The sequence below is a fragment of the Paenibacillus sp. p3-SID867 genome, from assembly GCF_025142895.1.
Taxonomy (GTDB): Bacteria; Bacillota; Bacilli; order Paenibacillales; family Paenibacillaceae; genus Paenibacillus_AQ.
In genome coordinates this window covers 376,672-392,355 of record NZ_JAMBDM010000002.1, presented here as the reverse complement: position 1 = coordinate 392,355, position 15,684 = coordinate 376,672, and the positions used below count along the sequence as shown (strand labels likewise).

Sequence of the window (15,684 nt, the reverse complement as noted above, 5' to 3'; positions counted from 1 at the left end):
TCCGGTAAAAAGTTCATCCGATAACAGCGTTTTCAGCGTGTACACTATAAATGTAAGCGGGAACATGACAGCAAAGGAGAATGACGAACATGAAAATATTAGCGATTACTTCATGTCCTAACGGAATTGCACATACGTATATGGCCGCTGAGAATCTGCAGAAGGCAGGCGCGAAGCTTGGCGTTGAGATGAAAGTGGAGACCCAAGGCTCCATTGGCGTGGAGAACCAATTCACGGAGCAGGATATCCACGAAGCCGATGGCATTATTATCGCGGCGGATAAGACGGTGGTGAAGGACCGGTTTGTCGGTAAAAAACTGCTTGTCGTTGGTGTGCAGGATGGTATCCGTCGTCCAGAAGAGCTGATCCAACGGATGATGAAAGGGGATGTGCCCGTCTATCAAGCACAGTCCAAGTCTGCTGCGGAAGATATGACAGGAGAGAACAAACCTAAACAAAATCCGATCTACCGTCACTTGATGAACGGCGTATCCTATATGGTACCGTTTATCGTAATCGGTGGACTGCTCATTGCAATCGCACTGACGATGGGCGGCGTAAAGACGCCGGGTGGGCTGGTTATACCGGAAGGTTCGATCTGGAAAACGATTGAGAGTATCGGCGCGGCTGCGTTTACCTTCATGGTTCCGATCCTTGCCGGTTTTATCGCAATGAGTATTGCGGACAGGCCGGGTCTTGCACCAGGTATGGTCGGTGGGTTCATTGCTGCCAACGGCAGCTTTTATGGAAGTGAAGCGGGAGCTGGATTCATCGGGGGGATTATTGCCGGTTTCCTGGCGGGTTATGTTGCACTTGCTATTAAAAGGATCAAGGTTCCTCGCTCGCTGCAGCCGATTATGCCCATTATCGTTATCCCGGTACTGGCTTCGCTAGTTGTAGGGTTAATCTTCGTCTTTGTGATCGGTGCTCCGGTTGCGGATCTGTTTGAGGCGTTAACCGTTTGGCTCGCAGGAATGCAGGGTACAAGTTCGATTCTGCTCGCGCTTATTCTGGGCGCGATGATTTCTTTTGACATGGGGGGGCCCGTGAATAAGGTTGCGTTCCTGTTCGGCTCGGCCATGATCGGTGAAGGAAACTATGAGATTATGGGCCAAATTGCCGTTGCCATCTGTGTTCCTCCGATTGCTATGGGACTGGCAGCAATGATTAACAAAAAGAAGTTTACACCTGCGGAACGTGAAGCAGGTAAAGCAACATTTACGATGGGACTGTTCGGTATTACCGAAGGAGCGATTCCATTCGCTGCGCAAGATCCTCTACGCGTCATTCCGAGTATCATGGTCGGTTCGATGACCGGTTCAGTGATTGCCATGTTTGGAAGTGTAGGTGACAGCGTAGCCCATGGCGGTCCGATTGTAGCCGTGCTCGGTGCCGTTGATCATGTGTTGATGTTCTTCCTCGCTGTCATTGTCGGCGCAGCCGTATCGGTTATCATGGTGAGCCTGCTCAAGAAAGACGTTTCAGCTGTGACTCCGGCAGTTGTTGGAGAAGGAGCGATAGAGGATCCTGCCGAAGCAGGTGGAGCGTCCGTAGTAAATGTGGATGCACCTTTGGCTGCGGACTCAGCCGAAGCGGTTCCAACCGTAATGAATAACGGTACAGCAACGGAAGTTTCTGCTATCCGCGTTGAGAAATTGACGGATATTGTTACACCGGATCTCATTAACCTGAATCTGGTCGGAACGACACAGGATGCGGTTATCGACGAAATGATCGGTGTATTGGAGCGGAATGGGGCGGTAAGAGCTGACGGAGATTTTAAACAGGCCATATTAGCCCGGGAACAAGAAAGCTCCACAGGCATCGGCATGAATATTGCGATTCCTCACGGTAAATCGGATGCTGTCCTGAAACCAAGCGTGGTCTTTGGTATCCAGCAGGATGGTGTAGACTGGAAGAGTCTTGACGGCAGCGAAGCCAAACTGATCTTTATGATTGCCGTGCCGCGTAATAGCAAACAGAATGCGCATTTAAAAGTGCTGCAAATGTTGTCCCGCAAGCTGATGGACGATGATTTCAGAGAAGCGCTCTTGGCGGTGACAACGAAGGAAGAGGCCTATCAATTGCTCGATCAGGTGCATTGATTCAAGATGCTAAAGTGATTCCACCTAGCCATTGGTTGGGTGGGCAAAAGTAGCCAAGGAGCTTGGCTTATCGCAGAAGGATGATGGCTGATCTATTGGAGATAATCCTGCCGTTATCTCATCATATTAGGGTTTTATGAAGCCATTCCAATGAAGCCAGCCCCGCACAGAAATGAGCGGGGCTGGCTTCAATTTTGCACATACTTGAACCGAAGTAGGCATTTCGCCTTTCCATGTATTTGGTACTCATATCTGTATATCTGTCATCTGATCTATTAAGGGTATGTTTTGCTGTCATATTTTGCATAATGACAATGATATCCAGAATATGATAAAGTTTGTTCATTCCGTGTCCAATGGATTTTGTCCGTTTAGAGTGGACAATAAACGAAAATAACATCTGTGGGTGATAACAGCATGAACATGAAAAAACTTGGCTTACTTCCGAAAATCCTTATAGCCATTTTGCTCGGCATTGCGATCGGATCGTTCTCACCGGAATGGCTGGTTGCCGGATTAGCTACCTTTAGCGGGTTATTTGGAAACTTTCTTGGGTTTGCCATACCTTTAATTATCATCGGATTCATTGCTCCCGGGATCGGGGAGCTGGGAAGAGGAGCCGGTCGCCTGCTGGGCGTAACCACGGGCCTTGCTTATCTCTCCACCATAATCGCGGGACTGCTGGCATTCTTGGCAGCGACGCTATTGTATCCGTATATGTTGGAGGTTGGCGGGCTGGTTAATTCCTACACCAATCCGGAAGAGGCGCTGCTGGAACCCTTTTTTAAAGTTGACATGCCGCCTGTATTCGGGGTGATGACTGCCCTGCTCCTTGCCTTTACGCTGGGGCTGGGAGCGGCTGTAATCAAGGGGCAAGCCTTGCAGAAGGTCATGGTTGATTTCCGCGAGATTGTTGAGAAGCTGATTGCCTCGATCATCATTCCGCTGCTGCCATATCATATCCTCTGCGTGTTTGCTAACTTAACCTATGGCGGGCAAGTGACCATGATCCTGTCGGTATTCGCCAAAGTATTTATTATGATCATTGTCCTGCATGTGCTGTTCCTGATCATACAATACTTGGTTGCTGGTCAAGTCGCGCATAAGAATCCGTTTGCCATGCTGAAGAATATGCTGCCAGCTTATTTTACGGCGATAGGTACGCAGTCTTCTGCCGCTGCCATCCCGGTTACGCTGCGCCAAACCAAGCTGAACGGAGTCAGTGGGAAGGTCGCTGATTTTGTCATCCCTCTATGCGCAACTATACATCTATCCGGCAGCACGATTACGCTGGTAAGCTGCTCGATGGCCGTCATGCTGCTGACAGGGATGCCGACCTCTCTTGGCATGATGTTCCCTTTCATTCTGATGCTGGGCATTACGATGGTTGCTGCTCCCGGAGTTCCCGGAGGCGCCGTCATGGCGGCACTCGGCTTGTTGGAGTCCATGCTGGGCTTCGATACGACGCTAACGTCGCTCATGATCGCCCTCTATATTGCGCAAGACAGCTTCGGAACGGCTTGTAATGTAACCGGAGATGGAGCTATCGCCGTGATTACGGACCGCGTGAGTAAATCTGAGCCTGCGTGAATAACGTGAGCACATTTACATCGCGAATGATCAGAACCCAGCACCCTATAAGAGTTCAGGAGAAGCCTGCCCATTTCCTAAGAGATGGGCAGGCTTCTTATTGATTTTTTCTGTACGATCGTACTAAAATATAATCATGAATACTAAAAATAAAACGGATGACCAAAAGGAAATGTCGTTTATTGAGAAGGCTCGCCGTGCGCAGATCGTGGCATGCGCGATCGAAACCATTGCCGATGTCGGTTATGCCCAAGCTTCGATAGGTCAAATCGCCAAGCGCGCCAACGTTAGCAAAGGAGTGATTTCCTATCATTTTGCGGGCAAGGATGAGCTCCTGGAGCAGGTGGTGACGGAGTATTATATCGCCTATGAGTCCTTTATGCAGCCGATTCTGCGTAGCGAAGCTTCTCCCAGAAACAGGCTCAAGAAGTATATTGAAGCGAATTTGGAGTTTATCGTGGAGCATCGGAAGATGGTTTTTGCCGTTGTGGAAATCGTGACGGGCATGTGGACAAAGGAGGGGAAACCTCGTTTTTCGGCGGATACGGATGAAGGTGTGGTTCAACCGATTGAGGCGATTCTGCATGCAGGGGCGAAAGAAGGAACCTTTCGAGAATTCACCCCGTTATCCTCCCGAGTCATGGCGCTCGCTATCCGGCATGCCATCGATGGATTCAGCCTGGAATTGATGAGAAACCCCGATCTTCATGTAAAGGCTTATGTGCAGGAGCTGATTACGATCTTTGATCACGCCACGCGCAAATAAGAACGCTCCCAGGGAGGTGAAAGCATATTGATTTATTATGAGGTGGAATGCTTTTGCTGCAAGAAGACATTTCGGCTGTACGAAGGAAGCGTGGGATATAAAAATTTCAAGGAAAACCAGAAAGGGAAATATTCCTGCGAGTCATGCAATCACAGCGTACGGCTGGAGGCGATTTTTAATCTCCTTAGGAAATAAGAAGGAAGAAAAACAATAAAAAGATTAAGCTCGTGAACTGTTTGAATGGCGAGAGTTAAACAACGCCTACAGTTTGACGTACAGTGCGCAAGACTAGCGAGTGTCGGCTGAACCTGCACTCTTTTTTTTGCATGCAATAAAAGAAGTTGAAATTGTTGATCATACCGGACACCAATTGGTGAATTAGATGAGATAGACTTGGATAACGGTATTTTCTATGAAGATAAAGCGGCTAAGGGATTGGATATGATTAATCGAATGTGTTTTTTATTTTCTATAGATATGGTTGCAACTCTCGTTTATTTACATTTTTTTGTGCAATATTTACTCTAGGAGAATATTACCTTAATATTTCCGGTTTAGTATAAAATAGAAACTTATATCGTTTTGCGGACCATATTCTGAAAATGATGATAACTAGGAGGAATCATGGTGAAAAAGCTACTAACAAGTATTATGGCAGCATCTATTGTTTTCAATGCAGGTGCTTTTTCAGGATCAGCTCAAGCAAAACTGGATGAACACCTATTCTCCAAAGATCCAGGTCTTACTTTTGATGTCATCAGTGACATTCAAGGGGATCTCAATGACTTTAAGCATGTACTTAACGATATGAAACAGGTAAACCCTGCTTCAAAAGCATTAATCGTGAACGGTGATATTACGGACCGAGGTTGGGATTTTGAATATCAAGCCGTACAACAGGTGTTAAATCATAATCCTCATCCAGAACATGTTTGGTACAGCATAGGAAATCATGAGTTTTATAAACCGAAATGGGCAACACCAAATAAATTAGCGCAAAACACGTGGCCGAATCATACGCCGGAATCCGAAATGCTCCAAAATTTTTATAACTTTACTGGCGAGGAGAAAGTCTACCATAAAAAAGAGCTAGACGGATATCCGTTCCTTTTCTTAGGAACCGAAAAATATATGCACTATCATGATGCGTCTTTGTGGGATGAGGTTTATCTTAGCGATGAGCAGCTTGATTGGTTAAAGCAGAATCTTGAGGAATATTCCAAGAACGATCCAAATAAACCGATCTTCCTCTTTAGTCATCATATCCTCAAGGACAGTATCTCAGGCTCCAATCAATCGCCGTATACAGGTGATTACTTAGACCAGGCTAAATTAGAAGCTATATTAAAGGACTATCCGCAAGTCATTCTTTTTACAAGCCACAGTCACTGGGATCTGAATCTTCCGGATTGGGCAGGTAAAAAGGTAGTAGAAGGTGGAGATCAACGTGGTTTTACTGTTGTGAACACAGCTGGGATTCAAGCGGGCTGGGCATCGGCAGGGCCTAATGGTGGTGAAGTGTCGACGGGCAATGATTTTAAACAGGGACTTCAGGTTGAAGTGAACGGAAATGATGTGAAAATAAAAGCGTATGATTATAAAACAGATAAAGTCATTAAAGAGCTGGGTGTGCATCATGGTACGGTTGCTCAATTACCACCTAATGTTCAAGCTGATGATGAAAAAAATGAACTCATTGGTGCTACCCAATACATGGAATACTCTGTGAATGGGAATGGTCGCTGGGTTGACTATGATCCAAAGAACTCTCCGAAATTTGAAGGAAACCAAAATGTATTCGTTCGCCATAAAGGTGAAATGAACCTGGAAGATGGATTATCTAAGAAGGTGACTTTTAAAAAATAATGTTAGAAAAAAACAGAGCGTTGATTCTATCAACGCTCTCAGGCTGTCGAGAAAGTCTCGACAGCTATTTTTTATACATTTAATTCAACACGACACCGCGTTAATATTATATAATATTAGTAAATAAACCGTTCGGAAGGGTGTTAAACATGTTGCGTTCTAACCGAGAAAAACAGCAGGCTTACGAGTTTGTTTCGATTGAAGAACTGGTCCCTCAAGATCATCTGCTCCGTAAAGTAGACAAGTATATCGATTTCTCGTTCATCGACGAAAAGGTCCGTCCGCTTTACTGTGCTGATAATGGGCGACCAGCCATCGATCCTGTCGTGTTATTTAAGATGATTTTCCTCGGTTATTTTTACGGCATCCGTTCGGAGCGTCAACTGGAACGCGAGATTCAGACGAATCTGGCATACCGTTGGTTTCTTGGTCTGGGATTGACCGACAAAGTTCCGGACCATACCACCATTAGCTGGAACCGACGGACTCGTTTCAAAGACACCCATATCTTTCAAGATATCTTCGATGAGATTGTGCTGCAGGCAATCCAGCATCGCATGGTCGGCGGACGAGTCCTGGTTTCGGATTCCACGCATGTGAAGGCCAATGCGAACAAGCACCAGTACACCAAGCAGCAGGTTTTACAAAACACACGAGAATACATGGACGAACTCAATGGTGCGGTAGAAGCCGACCGGAAGACGCATGGAAAAAAGCTTTAAAACCCAGAGAGGATGTGGTCGAGAAGAAAGAAATCAAGGTGAGCAAAACCGACCCGGATAGCGGTTATATGATTCGCGATGGCAAACCGGAAGGATTCTTTTATTTAGATCACCGGACCGTTGATCTAAAATACAATCTGATTACCGATGTCCACGTCACGCCGGGAAACGTTCATGATTCTGTACCGTATTTGTCGCGTTTGGATCGCCAACGAGAGCGATTTGGTTTTGAAGTTGAAGCCGTTGCCCTGGATTCAGGTTATTTAACAACCCCCATCTGCAAAGGATTGCAGGAACGGGGGATCTTTGGCGTGATTGCTCACCGGAGATTTCATCCGACCCAAGGCTTGTTTCCGAAGTGGAAGTTTACCTATGATGCCGAGCGCAACCGGTATATTTGTCCGGCTCAGCATGAATTGTTGTACCGCACCACGAATCGAGAAGGATACCGGCAATATGCCTCGGATCCGAGGCACTGCAAGACTTGCCCGATGCTGGAGCAATGTACCCGTTCACGGAATCACCGCAAGATTGTCACGCGCCATGTCTGGGAAGACAGCAAGGAATGGGTGCGAAACAACCGGCTCAGCCGATCCGGCAAGTATTTATACCGAAAGCGAAAAGAAACGATTGAGCGAAGCTTCGCGGATGCCAAAGAGCTCCATGGGTTTCGCTATTGCCGGTTGCGCGGGTTGCAAAACGTCAGGGAACAAGCTCTGATGACAGCAGCCGTGCAAAACATGAAGAAGATGGCGATCCATCTGGATCGCTTGGAAAACAGGGGGTAATCCCCCCATTTCCCCTCTTGAAGTGACTACTTAGAAAGGGAGAAACCCTGTACTTTGAAAAAAGTACAGGGTTTCTCGACACTCTGAGGACCTCCGGTTAACCGGAGGTCCTTCTCACTTAGAAAATATCCATGCTCAAATACCGCTCCCCCGTATCCGGGGCAATGCAGACTACCCGATTCCCTTCCCCCAGCCGCTTCGCTACGCGAAGAGCAGCGAATACCGATGCGCCGGAGGACGGTCCTACCAGAATGCCTTCCCTGCGGGCCAAGTCCCGCACCGTCTGCAACGCATCCTCGTCGGCGATCTGGATGATCTCATCATATACGCCCGTATTCAGAATCTTAGGTACAAAGCCCGGGCTCGTGCCCACCAGCTTGTGCGGTCCAGGCTGTCCGCCGGAGAGCACGGGCGAGCCCTTCGGCTCGACTACCGCGATGTGCAGGTTCGGCAAGGACTTCCTCAGCTCTTCCCCGGTTCCGGTTACGGTACCGCCCGTTCCCGCCGTCGCCACGAAGGCGTCAAGCCGACCTTCCATCTGCTCCAATATTTCCGGCGCCGTAGTCACCCGATGAATATCCGGGTTGGCCGCATTCTCGAACTGCTGCGGAATGAAGCCTCCGGGAATCTGCTCCTTGAGCTCCAGCGCCTTGGCAATCGAACCCGGCATGCGTTCGCTGCTCGGTGTCAGCACGACCTCCGCGCCGTACGCCTTCAATATATTGATCCGTTCCTTGGACATATTGTCCGGCATAATCAGGATAGCCCGGTAACCCTTGGCGGCCGCAATCATCGCCAGGCCAATGCCGGTATTCCCGCTTGTCGGCTCAATAATGGTACCGCCCGGCTGGAGGAGTCCTTGTTCCTCGGCGGTATGAATCAGGTTATACGCCGCGCGGTCCTTCACGCTGCCGGAAGGATTGAATCTCTCAAGCTTTACATAGACATCGGCAGCGCCTGAAGGCACTAGGCGCTGAAGTTTCACCATGGGCGTCTGACCGATCATATCCACCACACTGTTATAAATCTTCACGATGTTGAAACTCTCCTTTATATATGAAGTGAAATCATCCTCCACCAAACCGAATTACTATAAAGAAAATAAGCTTACTCGGATTATAACAAAAACGTTCTCCGACGTACATTTCCAGATGACAGACCGCGTTTAGAGGAAGTTTTTCTTGCGATATCAGGAAGTTACAAACTTGGAAGCTTATGCTTTCTGATATCTTAACAAAAACGTCGATCGGCGTACATTCTCAGATGACAGACCGCGTTTAGAGGAAGTTTTTCTTGCGATATCAGGAAGCTACAAGCTTCGAAGTTTATGCTTTCTGATATCTTAACAAAAACGTCATTCGACGTACATTCCCAGAAGACAGACCGCGTTAAGCCGGGCCAGGCTCGCCGCTTCCGTATGAATTTATGGTATGCTATCCAAAGAGAATAACGGTCGGGCTCCCCCTCGGAAGACAAAATTCTTCCATGGTCTTGTGCACGATCCGCATGTTAGAGGAGGCGCAAGAAAGCGTGAATATTCCGCTGTCACTACCTGAAGATCAACCCGTTCTGCTGCTCGACCGGACCCATGATTTATCGCACCAGGACGTACTGTACCATTTTGCTCTGGACGAGCTCCTATGCAGGCTGACCGGAGATGGCGGGCCAGCCATCTGTCATCTGTGGCGGCATCCGCGCGCTTTTGTGATGGGCGTGCGCGACAGCCGCCTCCCTTATGCGCCGCAAGGGGAAACCATGCTTCGCTCTCTCGGCTATGACACTGCCGTCCGCCATTCGGGCGGTGCTGCCGTACCCTTGGATGCTGGCGTGGTGAACCTGTCCCTCATCCTCCCCTTTTCCTCTGCGGGACCGGCGCCTGACTTTCATCAGGACTTTGAAATCATGGTGGAGCTGATCCGGGAAGCCCTCCGCGGCACCGGACAGAACGTAGATACCGGCGAAATTGCCGGTGCCTTCTGTCCGGGAACGTTCGATTTAAGCATAGGCGGCCTTAAATTCTGCGGTATTGCCCAGCGGCGGCAACGGAAAGCGTTCATTATCCAGGCTTTTATCATCGCCGAAGGGTCGGGCAGCGCGCGCGCCCGGCTGGTTCGTTCCTTCTATGATATTGCCGCTGCGGGAGCAGACCCCAAGCGGTATCCTCTGGTAGAAGCTAACAGCACCGCCAGTCTTGAAGAGCTTACGAGCATCGGCACCGGCCAGAACGCCGTGCACGCGTTTATAGCCGCGGTAAAAGAGGTCATCCGCAGCTGGCAGTCAGGCAAGGAGCTGACAGAGGCCGCTTCCAGGTTTACGATGCCAGGCTCGGAGGAGATTCGTAATATGGCTGAGCAAATGCGGCAGCGGTATAACCTTAATTAAACATCATAAAGAACCATAGAGGCTGATAATCAGTTCTATATGGTTCTTTATATTCTTTCATTTTGCGGTACTGACAGGAGCATGCAACAGTTCTTGCTGTTCTTGCGGATATCCAAGAGACGAATAAACAAACTAATGGACACTAGATCCGTTATTTCAAAAAAAACAGCAACTTTCCCCGTACTTCCGGACTCAGAATCCGCTATCTACTATAAATACCACGAATAACAGCCATATTCTATGTAATAGCGGATCTAGTGTCCTCATTTAACCCTCAACCCACCAATTCTGGCGTAATAGCGGAACCTCTGTCCTCAAATCATCGCAACAGTTAACACACTCATGCAGTGTCTGGTATTCCGCGGGTCAACAAACCTCGCCCTATTGATACAATCCGTCCATCAATCCAATCGCGTCCTTCGATTCATTCTATCCGTCCGACACAGCAGGTTGATCGTAACGAATCAGCCGTTCGGGTCGATCCACACAATCCATCCATCCATCCATCAATTCAATCCAATAATCAATTCACCCTGGGATCCAAATATCTGAATCTTTCATTTTGGCACCATCACCTGACAGTTAGGCCAAGTTATTAAAATTAGAACCGTGTATCATACCTAGATTACTTTATTTTTACAATTCCACCATTCACCGATGATATTCCCTTAACACTTCCCCTATAAACTTGTCCTGATGGCAATTTATACATTAGGGGTGGATAAGCTTGAATAAAACGATGGACCGCAAAACGTTTCTGTCTTATCTGGGTACGGGCGCAACCGCATTGGCAGCCGCTTCCGCAGGCCTAGGTGTACTGGAAGGGAAGGCTTCCGCCATGTCCGGAACCGCAAATCATCTGTTCGGATTCAAAACGAATCGGGTCAGCGGCTACTTCGAGCCAATCGAACCAACCAAAGCAGACCAGCTCGTCCTGCCTAAAAACTTTAAATATGATGTCATTGCGGCTTTCGATGACGTGATCAATCCCGCTGGCGAAAAATTTGGCTCCGGATGCGATTACAACGCATTTTTCCCGATTAAGGGCTCCAATGTCCGCGGCCTCCTGGTCAACAATCACGAGTACTCCACCATCTTCTCGATCGGCCCTGTGAAGGACGGGAAGATGACGGCAGATCAAATCCATAAAAACCTGTATTACCAAGGCATGTCGGTCATTGAAGTATACCGTGACGAAAAGGGTGTATGGAAAATGGACACCACCTCCACCCATGCCCGCCGTATCAACGGCTTCAGCAAATTCGATATCACCGGCCCGGCAAAAGGCATCCCTGCCCTGAAAGGCGCAACGACGGCTACCGGCACGTTTGCCAACTGCTCCGGCGGCGTGACGCTGTGGAACACGGTCTTGTCCTGCGAAGAGAACTTTGAGGACACCGCGGCGGTTTCGAACCTGCCGGATACGCATTACGGCTGGGTGGTTGAGATTGACCCGTTCGATAAATCCTTCCTGAAGAAACACACCGCCCTCGGCAGATTCAATCATGAGAATACCGCCATGGGACTTGCCGCAGACGGCCGGGTCGTTGTCTATATGGGCGACGACAAGAAGGATGCCTGCGTCTATAAATTCATCAGCAAGAACAAATATGACAAGAGCAAAGGCCGTGCCAATTCCGCGCTTCTGGAAGACGGAACCCTGTACGTTGCCAACCTGAAGTCAGGCAAATGGATGCCGGTCACCTTGGAAGCTGTAAACAAGGCCGCCGCAGAAGATAAAGAGGCCAAAGCTAAATTCAAATCCCAAGGCGATGTGGTCACTTACTGTCAGGAAGCTGCACGTCTTGTCGGCGGAACACCGACGGACCGTCCAGAGGACATCGAAATCTCGCCGTTTGATAACACGGTGTTTGTCTGCCATACGAACAACGACAATCACGGCAACATTCATGGCCATATTACACGCATTTTTGAAGCGGGCAACGATCTGGCCGCGATGGAGTTCGACTTTGAAATCTTTGCGGCCGGTGGACGCCAATCCGGCTTCAGCTCGCCGGACAACCTGGCGTTCGATTCAAACGGCGATCTGTGGGTCGTAACGGATATCTCCAGCAGCAGCCAGAACAAAGGGGTTCACAAATCCTTTATGAACAACGGACTGTTTGTAATTCCAACAAGCGGGCCGGATCAAGGAGTCGCGCTTCAATTCGCCTCCGGTCCGGTAGAGTCCGAGCTTACCGGCCCATTCTTCACCCCCGACGAGCAGACGCTCTTCCTGTCCGTTCAGCACCCGGGCGAGAATACGGAGGACCTCAGCAAACCAACCAGCACATGGCCTCACCGCTCCGGCGAAAACATGGCGCGCTGCGCTGTCGTGGCAATTAGCGGCTTCAAACTGGAATAATACCAATCGAAAGGAGCGAGGATCATGCCGTTTGGCAATATCGGAATTGGCGGTTTAATTCTTATCTTGATTATCGCACTCATCATATTCGGTCCATCCAAGCTTCCTGAGCTCGGTCGCGCATTCGGGCGGACCTTAAGCGAATTCAAGGGCGCAACCCGTGGCTTGATGAACGGAGACGACGAGAATGGAAAAAAAGACGATGCTCCGCAACCTGCTGCAGCGGTCAATAAGCAGAACAGCTAATCCGAACGATCAGAGCGCGATCGAGCATCTGGAAGAAATGCGGAAGCGCCTGATCCGCACGCTGATTGCGTTTCTCGTCGCAATGGTGGCTGCCTTCATCTACGTCGAGAAGATCTATCACTGGCTGGTACGAGGTATGGACAAGCAGCTCGTTCTGCTCGGTCCCTCCGAAGTCATGTGGGTGTATATGATCATTGCGGGCGTTGTGGCCGTCACCGTCACACTTCCCATTGCCGCTTATCAAATATGGCGGTTCGTGCAGCCGGCGCTGCCGGATGGGACTCACCGCTCGGCCGTGCTGCTCATTCCCGTGATCAGCGTATTATTCGTTGCCGGCATCTGCTTTGGATACTTCGTGCTGTTCCCGATGGTGCTGGAGTTCATGCAGCGTATGGCCGAAGGGGCATTCCAAACGATGTACACCGCGCAAAAATACTTCACGTTCATGATTCATATGACCGTTCCATTCGGATTCCTGTTCGAAATGCCCGCCATCGTCGTTTTTCTGACGAAGCTCGGCATCGTGAATCCGCATCGGCTGGCGAAGATGCGCAAATCAGCCTACTTCCTGCTCTGCATCGTGGCCGTCACGATCACGCCGCCGGATATCATGTCCGATTTGATCGTGATCGTCCCGCTGTTCCTGCTGTACGAAATCAGCGTTTCGATCTCCAGATTCATCTATCGCAAGCAGCTGCAGCTCTCTCAAGCAGAGGGCAGCGCAACCTAATACACGTCCGTTTCCCCCGAAGTAGGACGGAACCTTGAAGAACCCGTGACTCACAACCTAAGCAAGCAGGTTGTTCTGGCTGCGGGTTCTTTTTTTATGTTATATTATCTTACATTGTTTTTCATTAAAATTTCATAAAATGATTGACACCTTCCAAAAAAAACCTTAACTTTACTAAATAACAAAGAATCCAACACTATCTTGTCACTAAAACATTATGAACCAGGAGGTGAAATGCTCTAAACCACTCAGTTACTGTAATATCAATGTTATTAATACTAACATTTATACGTTCAGTTCCTTGATAGTCTCTAAGATCGCATGGGAGATGCGAAAAAACAACGAATGGGGGAGATGATGAATGATGAAAAAACAAACCAAGATGTTCAAACGCGTGTTGTCCATGGCGCTCCTGCTTGGATTGGCCATGAACAGCATAACCGCTGCGGCAGCTGAACGGTTTGCCTATGAGGAAATTACATTAAAGGAGCTTGAGAAGGGTTACGCGGAGGGAACACTCAAGACCGAAGAGGTTGTGAAGGCATACCTCGACCGGATCGGCATCTATGAATCCAATTACAATGCGTTCACCATGATGAATGCGGGCGCACTTCAGGAAGCCCGCGAGATTGACCGGCGTCGGGCGGCCGGCGAGAAACTCGGCCCCCTTGCAGGTGTGCCGATTGTCATCAAGGAAGCCGTCGACGTCGCCGGCTTCCCGTCCACCTTCGGCTGGGCCCCGCTCAGCAAAGAGCTCGGCGGAATCGAGCTGATCCCGGAGAAGGACGCCCCCGTCGTTGCCCGCTTGAAGGCGGCCGGCGCCATTATACTGGGCAAGACCAATATCCCGGCATTCAGCTCCGACGGTACGCGCGCCAGCTCCAGCTGGGCCGGCGACACCTATAACGCCATCGACCGGAAGCTAGTCCCGGGCGCCAGCAGCTCCGGCACGGCGATGTCCATATCAGGCAATTTTGCCGTGCTCGGCATTGCCGAAGAAACCGGCGGATCGATCCAGAATCCGGCGGCAGCGCAGGCTCTGGTCGGCATCAAGTCAACCTTCGGATTGGTTCCGAATGCCGGGGTTGTCCCTCTCGCCGGGAGCACCAGAGACGTTGTCGGCCCGCATGCCCGTACGGTTCACGACGCCGCCGTCATGTTGGACGTCATCGCAGGCTACACGGCCGAGGATGCCAAGACCGTTGCATCGATCGGCAACATTCCCAAAAAAGGCTACACCTCCAAGCTGAATCCGTTGACCCTCAAGAACAAACGCATCGGTCTTTATGGTCCGGGGTGGCTTGGCGAAGAACTGACGGCGGAAACCCAAAAGCTATATGACCGAGCCGTGAAGGAACTGGAGAGCCAGGGAGCCATCGTGGTTACCGATCCGTTCGCCAATACGGAATTTGCCGATTTCGCCAAGTCGTCAGGCTCCATCGGTATTGAATCGATTGTGTACGATATGGAGCAGTATCTGAAGCGCCTGGGTCCGAATGCAGCTATTCAGTCGGTGGATGAACTGATCAAGAAGACGGGCGAGACTCCATCGGCGCTCGCTAGGTATCCGGAAGCCCTGAAGAATCCTGGCTCCGTCCCTGATCTCTCAAAATTCACGGAAATCCGAACGAAATATCTCCATATTTTTAACGACGTGATGGATCAACACAAACTGGACGCACTTGTATTCCCTCAGATGTATAAGGAAACGCCGCTGCTTCACAGCGAGGACAAAATCGCTGACACTACCGTTCCCGAGATCAACATCGCGGGCGTTCCTCTCGTCACGGTGCCGGCTGGATATTATAAAAGCGGTTCTCCGTTCTCCATCGCTTTTGTCGGCAAAATGTGGAGCGAAGCTGACTTGCTCGGCATGGCCTACGATTACGAGCAGTCGACGAAGCATCGCGTCGCCCCAACGCTTGTCGCCAAGCCTTAATACCTGCCTGATCAGCTAACCCAATTCAACCGGAGCCGCAGCGGCTCCGGTTTTTTCAAGCAACGTATGCAATGATAAGACAAGCCCGTCCATAGAAGCACGGCAACGGCCTATAAGGATCCTTTACCCTACGTTATTTACATTCCTATTTTGAATTATCGGCATGTTCCCAATTAATTTTAGAA

The 15,684-nt window shown here is 49.6% G+C and carries 11 protein-coding genes; 10 read left to right on the top strand and 1 reads right to left on the bottom strand.

Annotation, left to right across the window (positions count from 1 at the left end; genetic code table 11):
* The first annotated feature begins 89 nt into the window (after positions 1-89).
* The 5 genes from M4D81_RS05045 to M4D81_RS05025 all read left to right on the top strand — a co-directional run bounded on the left by M4D81_RS05045 (position 90) and on the right by M4D81_RS05025 (position 7,837).
* Positions 90-2,105 carry a fructose-specific PTS transporter subunit EIIC gene (locus tag M4D81_RS05045; protein ID WP_260064783.1) on the top strand — a complete coding sequence of 672 codons (2,016 nt, stop codon included), beginning with the start codon at positions 90-92 and terminating at the stop codon, positions 2,103-2,105.
* 423 nt (positions 2,106-2,528) lie between these two features.
* Positions 2,529-3,695, top strand: a complete 1,167-nt coding sequence (locus M4D81_RS05040; RefSeq protein WP_216533247.1) for a dicarboxylate/amino acid:cation symporter — start codon at positions 2,529-2,531, stop codon at positions 3,693-3,695.
* Between the two features lie 172 nt (positions 3,696-3,867).
* On the top strand, positions 3,868-4,461 hold the full coding sequence (locus tag M4D81_RS05035; RefSeq protein WP_311200607.1) for a TetR/AcrR family transcriptional regulator: 594 nt from the start codon (positions 3,868-3,870) through the stop codon (positions 4,459-4,461).
* A 627-nt stretch (positions 4,462-5,088) separates the two neighbouring features.
* On the top strand, positions 5,089-6,327 hold the full coding sequence (locus tag M4D81_RS05030) for a DUF4073 domain-containing protein (protein ID WP_397376661.1): 1,239 nt from the start codon (positions 5,089-5,091) through the stop codon (positions 6,325-6,327).
* 149 nt (positions 6,328-6,476) lie between these two features.
* Positions 6,477-7,837 (top strand): IS1182 family transposase gene (locus M4D81_RS05025; protein WP_260064779.1). Its coding sequence is split into 2 segments (ribosomal slippage): positions 6,477-7,044 and positions 7,044-7,837, totalling 1,362 coding nucleotides; the frame shifts between segments, so codons are not numbered across the junction.
* Between the two features lie 118 nt (positions 7,838-7,955).
* Here the strand turns inward: M4D81_RS05025 and cysK are convergent.
* Complete coding sequence (cysK, locus tag M4D81_RS05020; RefSeq protein WP_397376660.1) at positions 7,956-8,843, bottom strand: cysteine synthase A; 888 nt, start codon at positions 8,841-8,843, stop codon at positions 7,956-7,958.
* Positions 8,844-9,367: 524 nt separating this feature from the next.
* Here cysK and M4D81_RS05015 point away from each other — a divergent pair.
* The 5 genes from M4D81_RS05015 to M4D81_RS04995 all read left to right on the top strand — a co-directional run bounded on the left by M4D81_RS05015 (position 9,368) and on the right by M4D81_RS04995 (position 15,499).
* Positions 9,368-10,219, top strand: a complete 852-nt coding sequence (locus M4D81_RS05015) for a lipoate--protein ligase family protein (RefSeq protein WP_260064776.1) — start codon at positions 9,368-9,370, stop codon at positions 10,217-10,219.
* 739 nt (positions 10,220-10,958) lie between these two features.
* A complete protein-coding gene (locus M4D81_RS05010; protein WP_260065096.1) occupies positions 10,959-12,584 on the top strand; it encodes a PhoX family protein in 1,626 nt (541 codons plus the stop codon).
* Positions 12,585-12,608: 24 nt separating this feature from the next.
* Entirely contained in the window at positions 12,609-12,830 is a 222-nt protein-coding gene (tatA, locus tag M4D81_RS05005; RefSeq protein WP_071218765.1) for a twin-arginine translocase TatA/TatE family subunit, read from the top strand.
* Complete coding sequence (tatC, locus tag M4D81_RS05000; protein WP_220687566.1) at positions 12,787-13,560, top strand: twin-arginine translocase subunit TatC; 774 nt, start codon at positions 12,787-12,789, stop codon at positions 13,558-13,560. The genes tatA and tatC overlap by 44 nt, the downstream gene beginning before the upstream one ends.
* Before the next feature lie 361 nt (positions 13,561-13,921).
* Positions 13,922-15,499 carry an amidase gene (locus M4D81_RS04995; RefSeq protein WP_260064774.1) on the top strand — a complete coding sequence of 526 codons (1,578 nt, stop codon included), beginning with the start codon at positions 13,922-13,924 and terminating at the stop codon, positions 15,497-15,499.
* Positions 15,500-15,684: the final 185 nt, after the last annotated feature.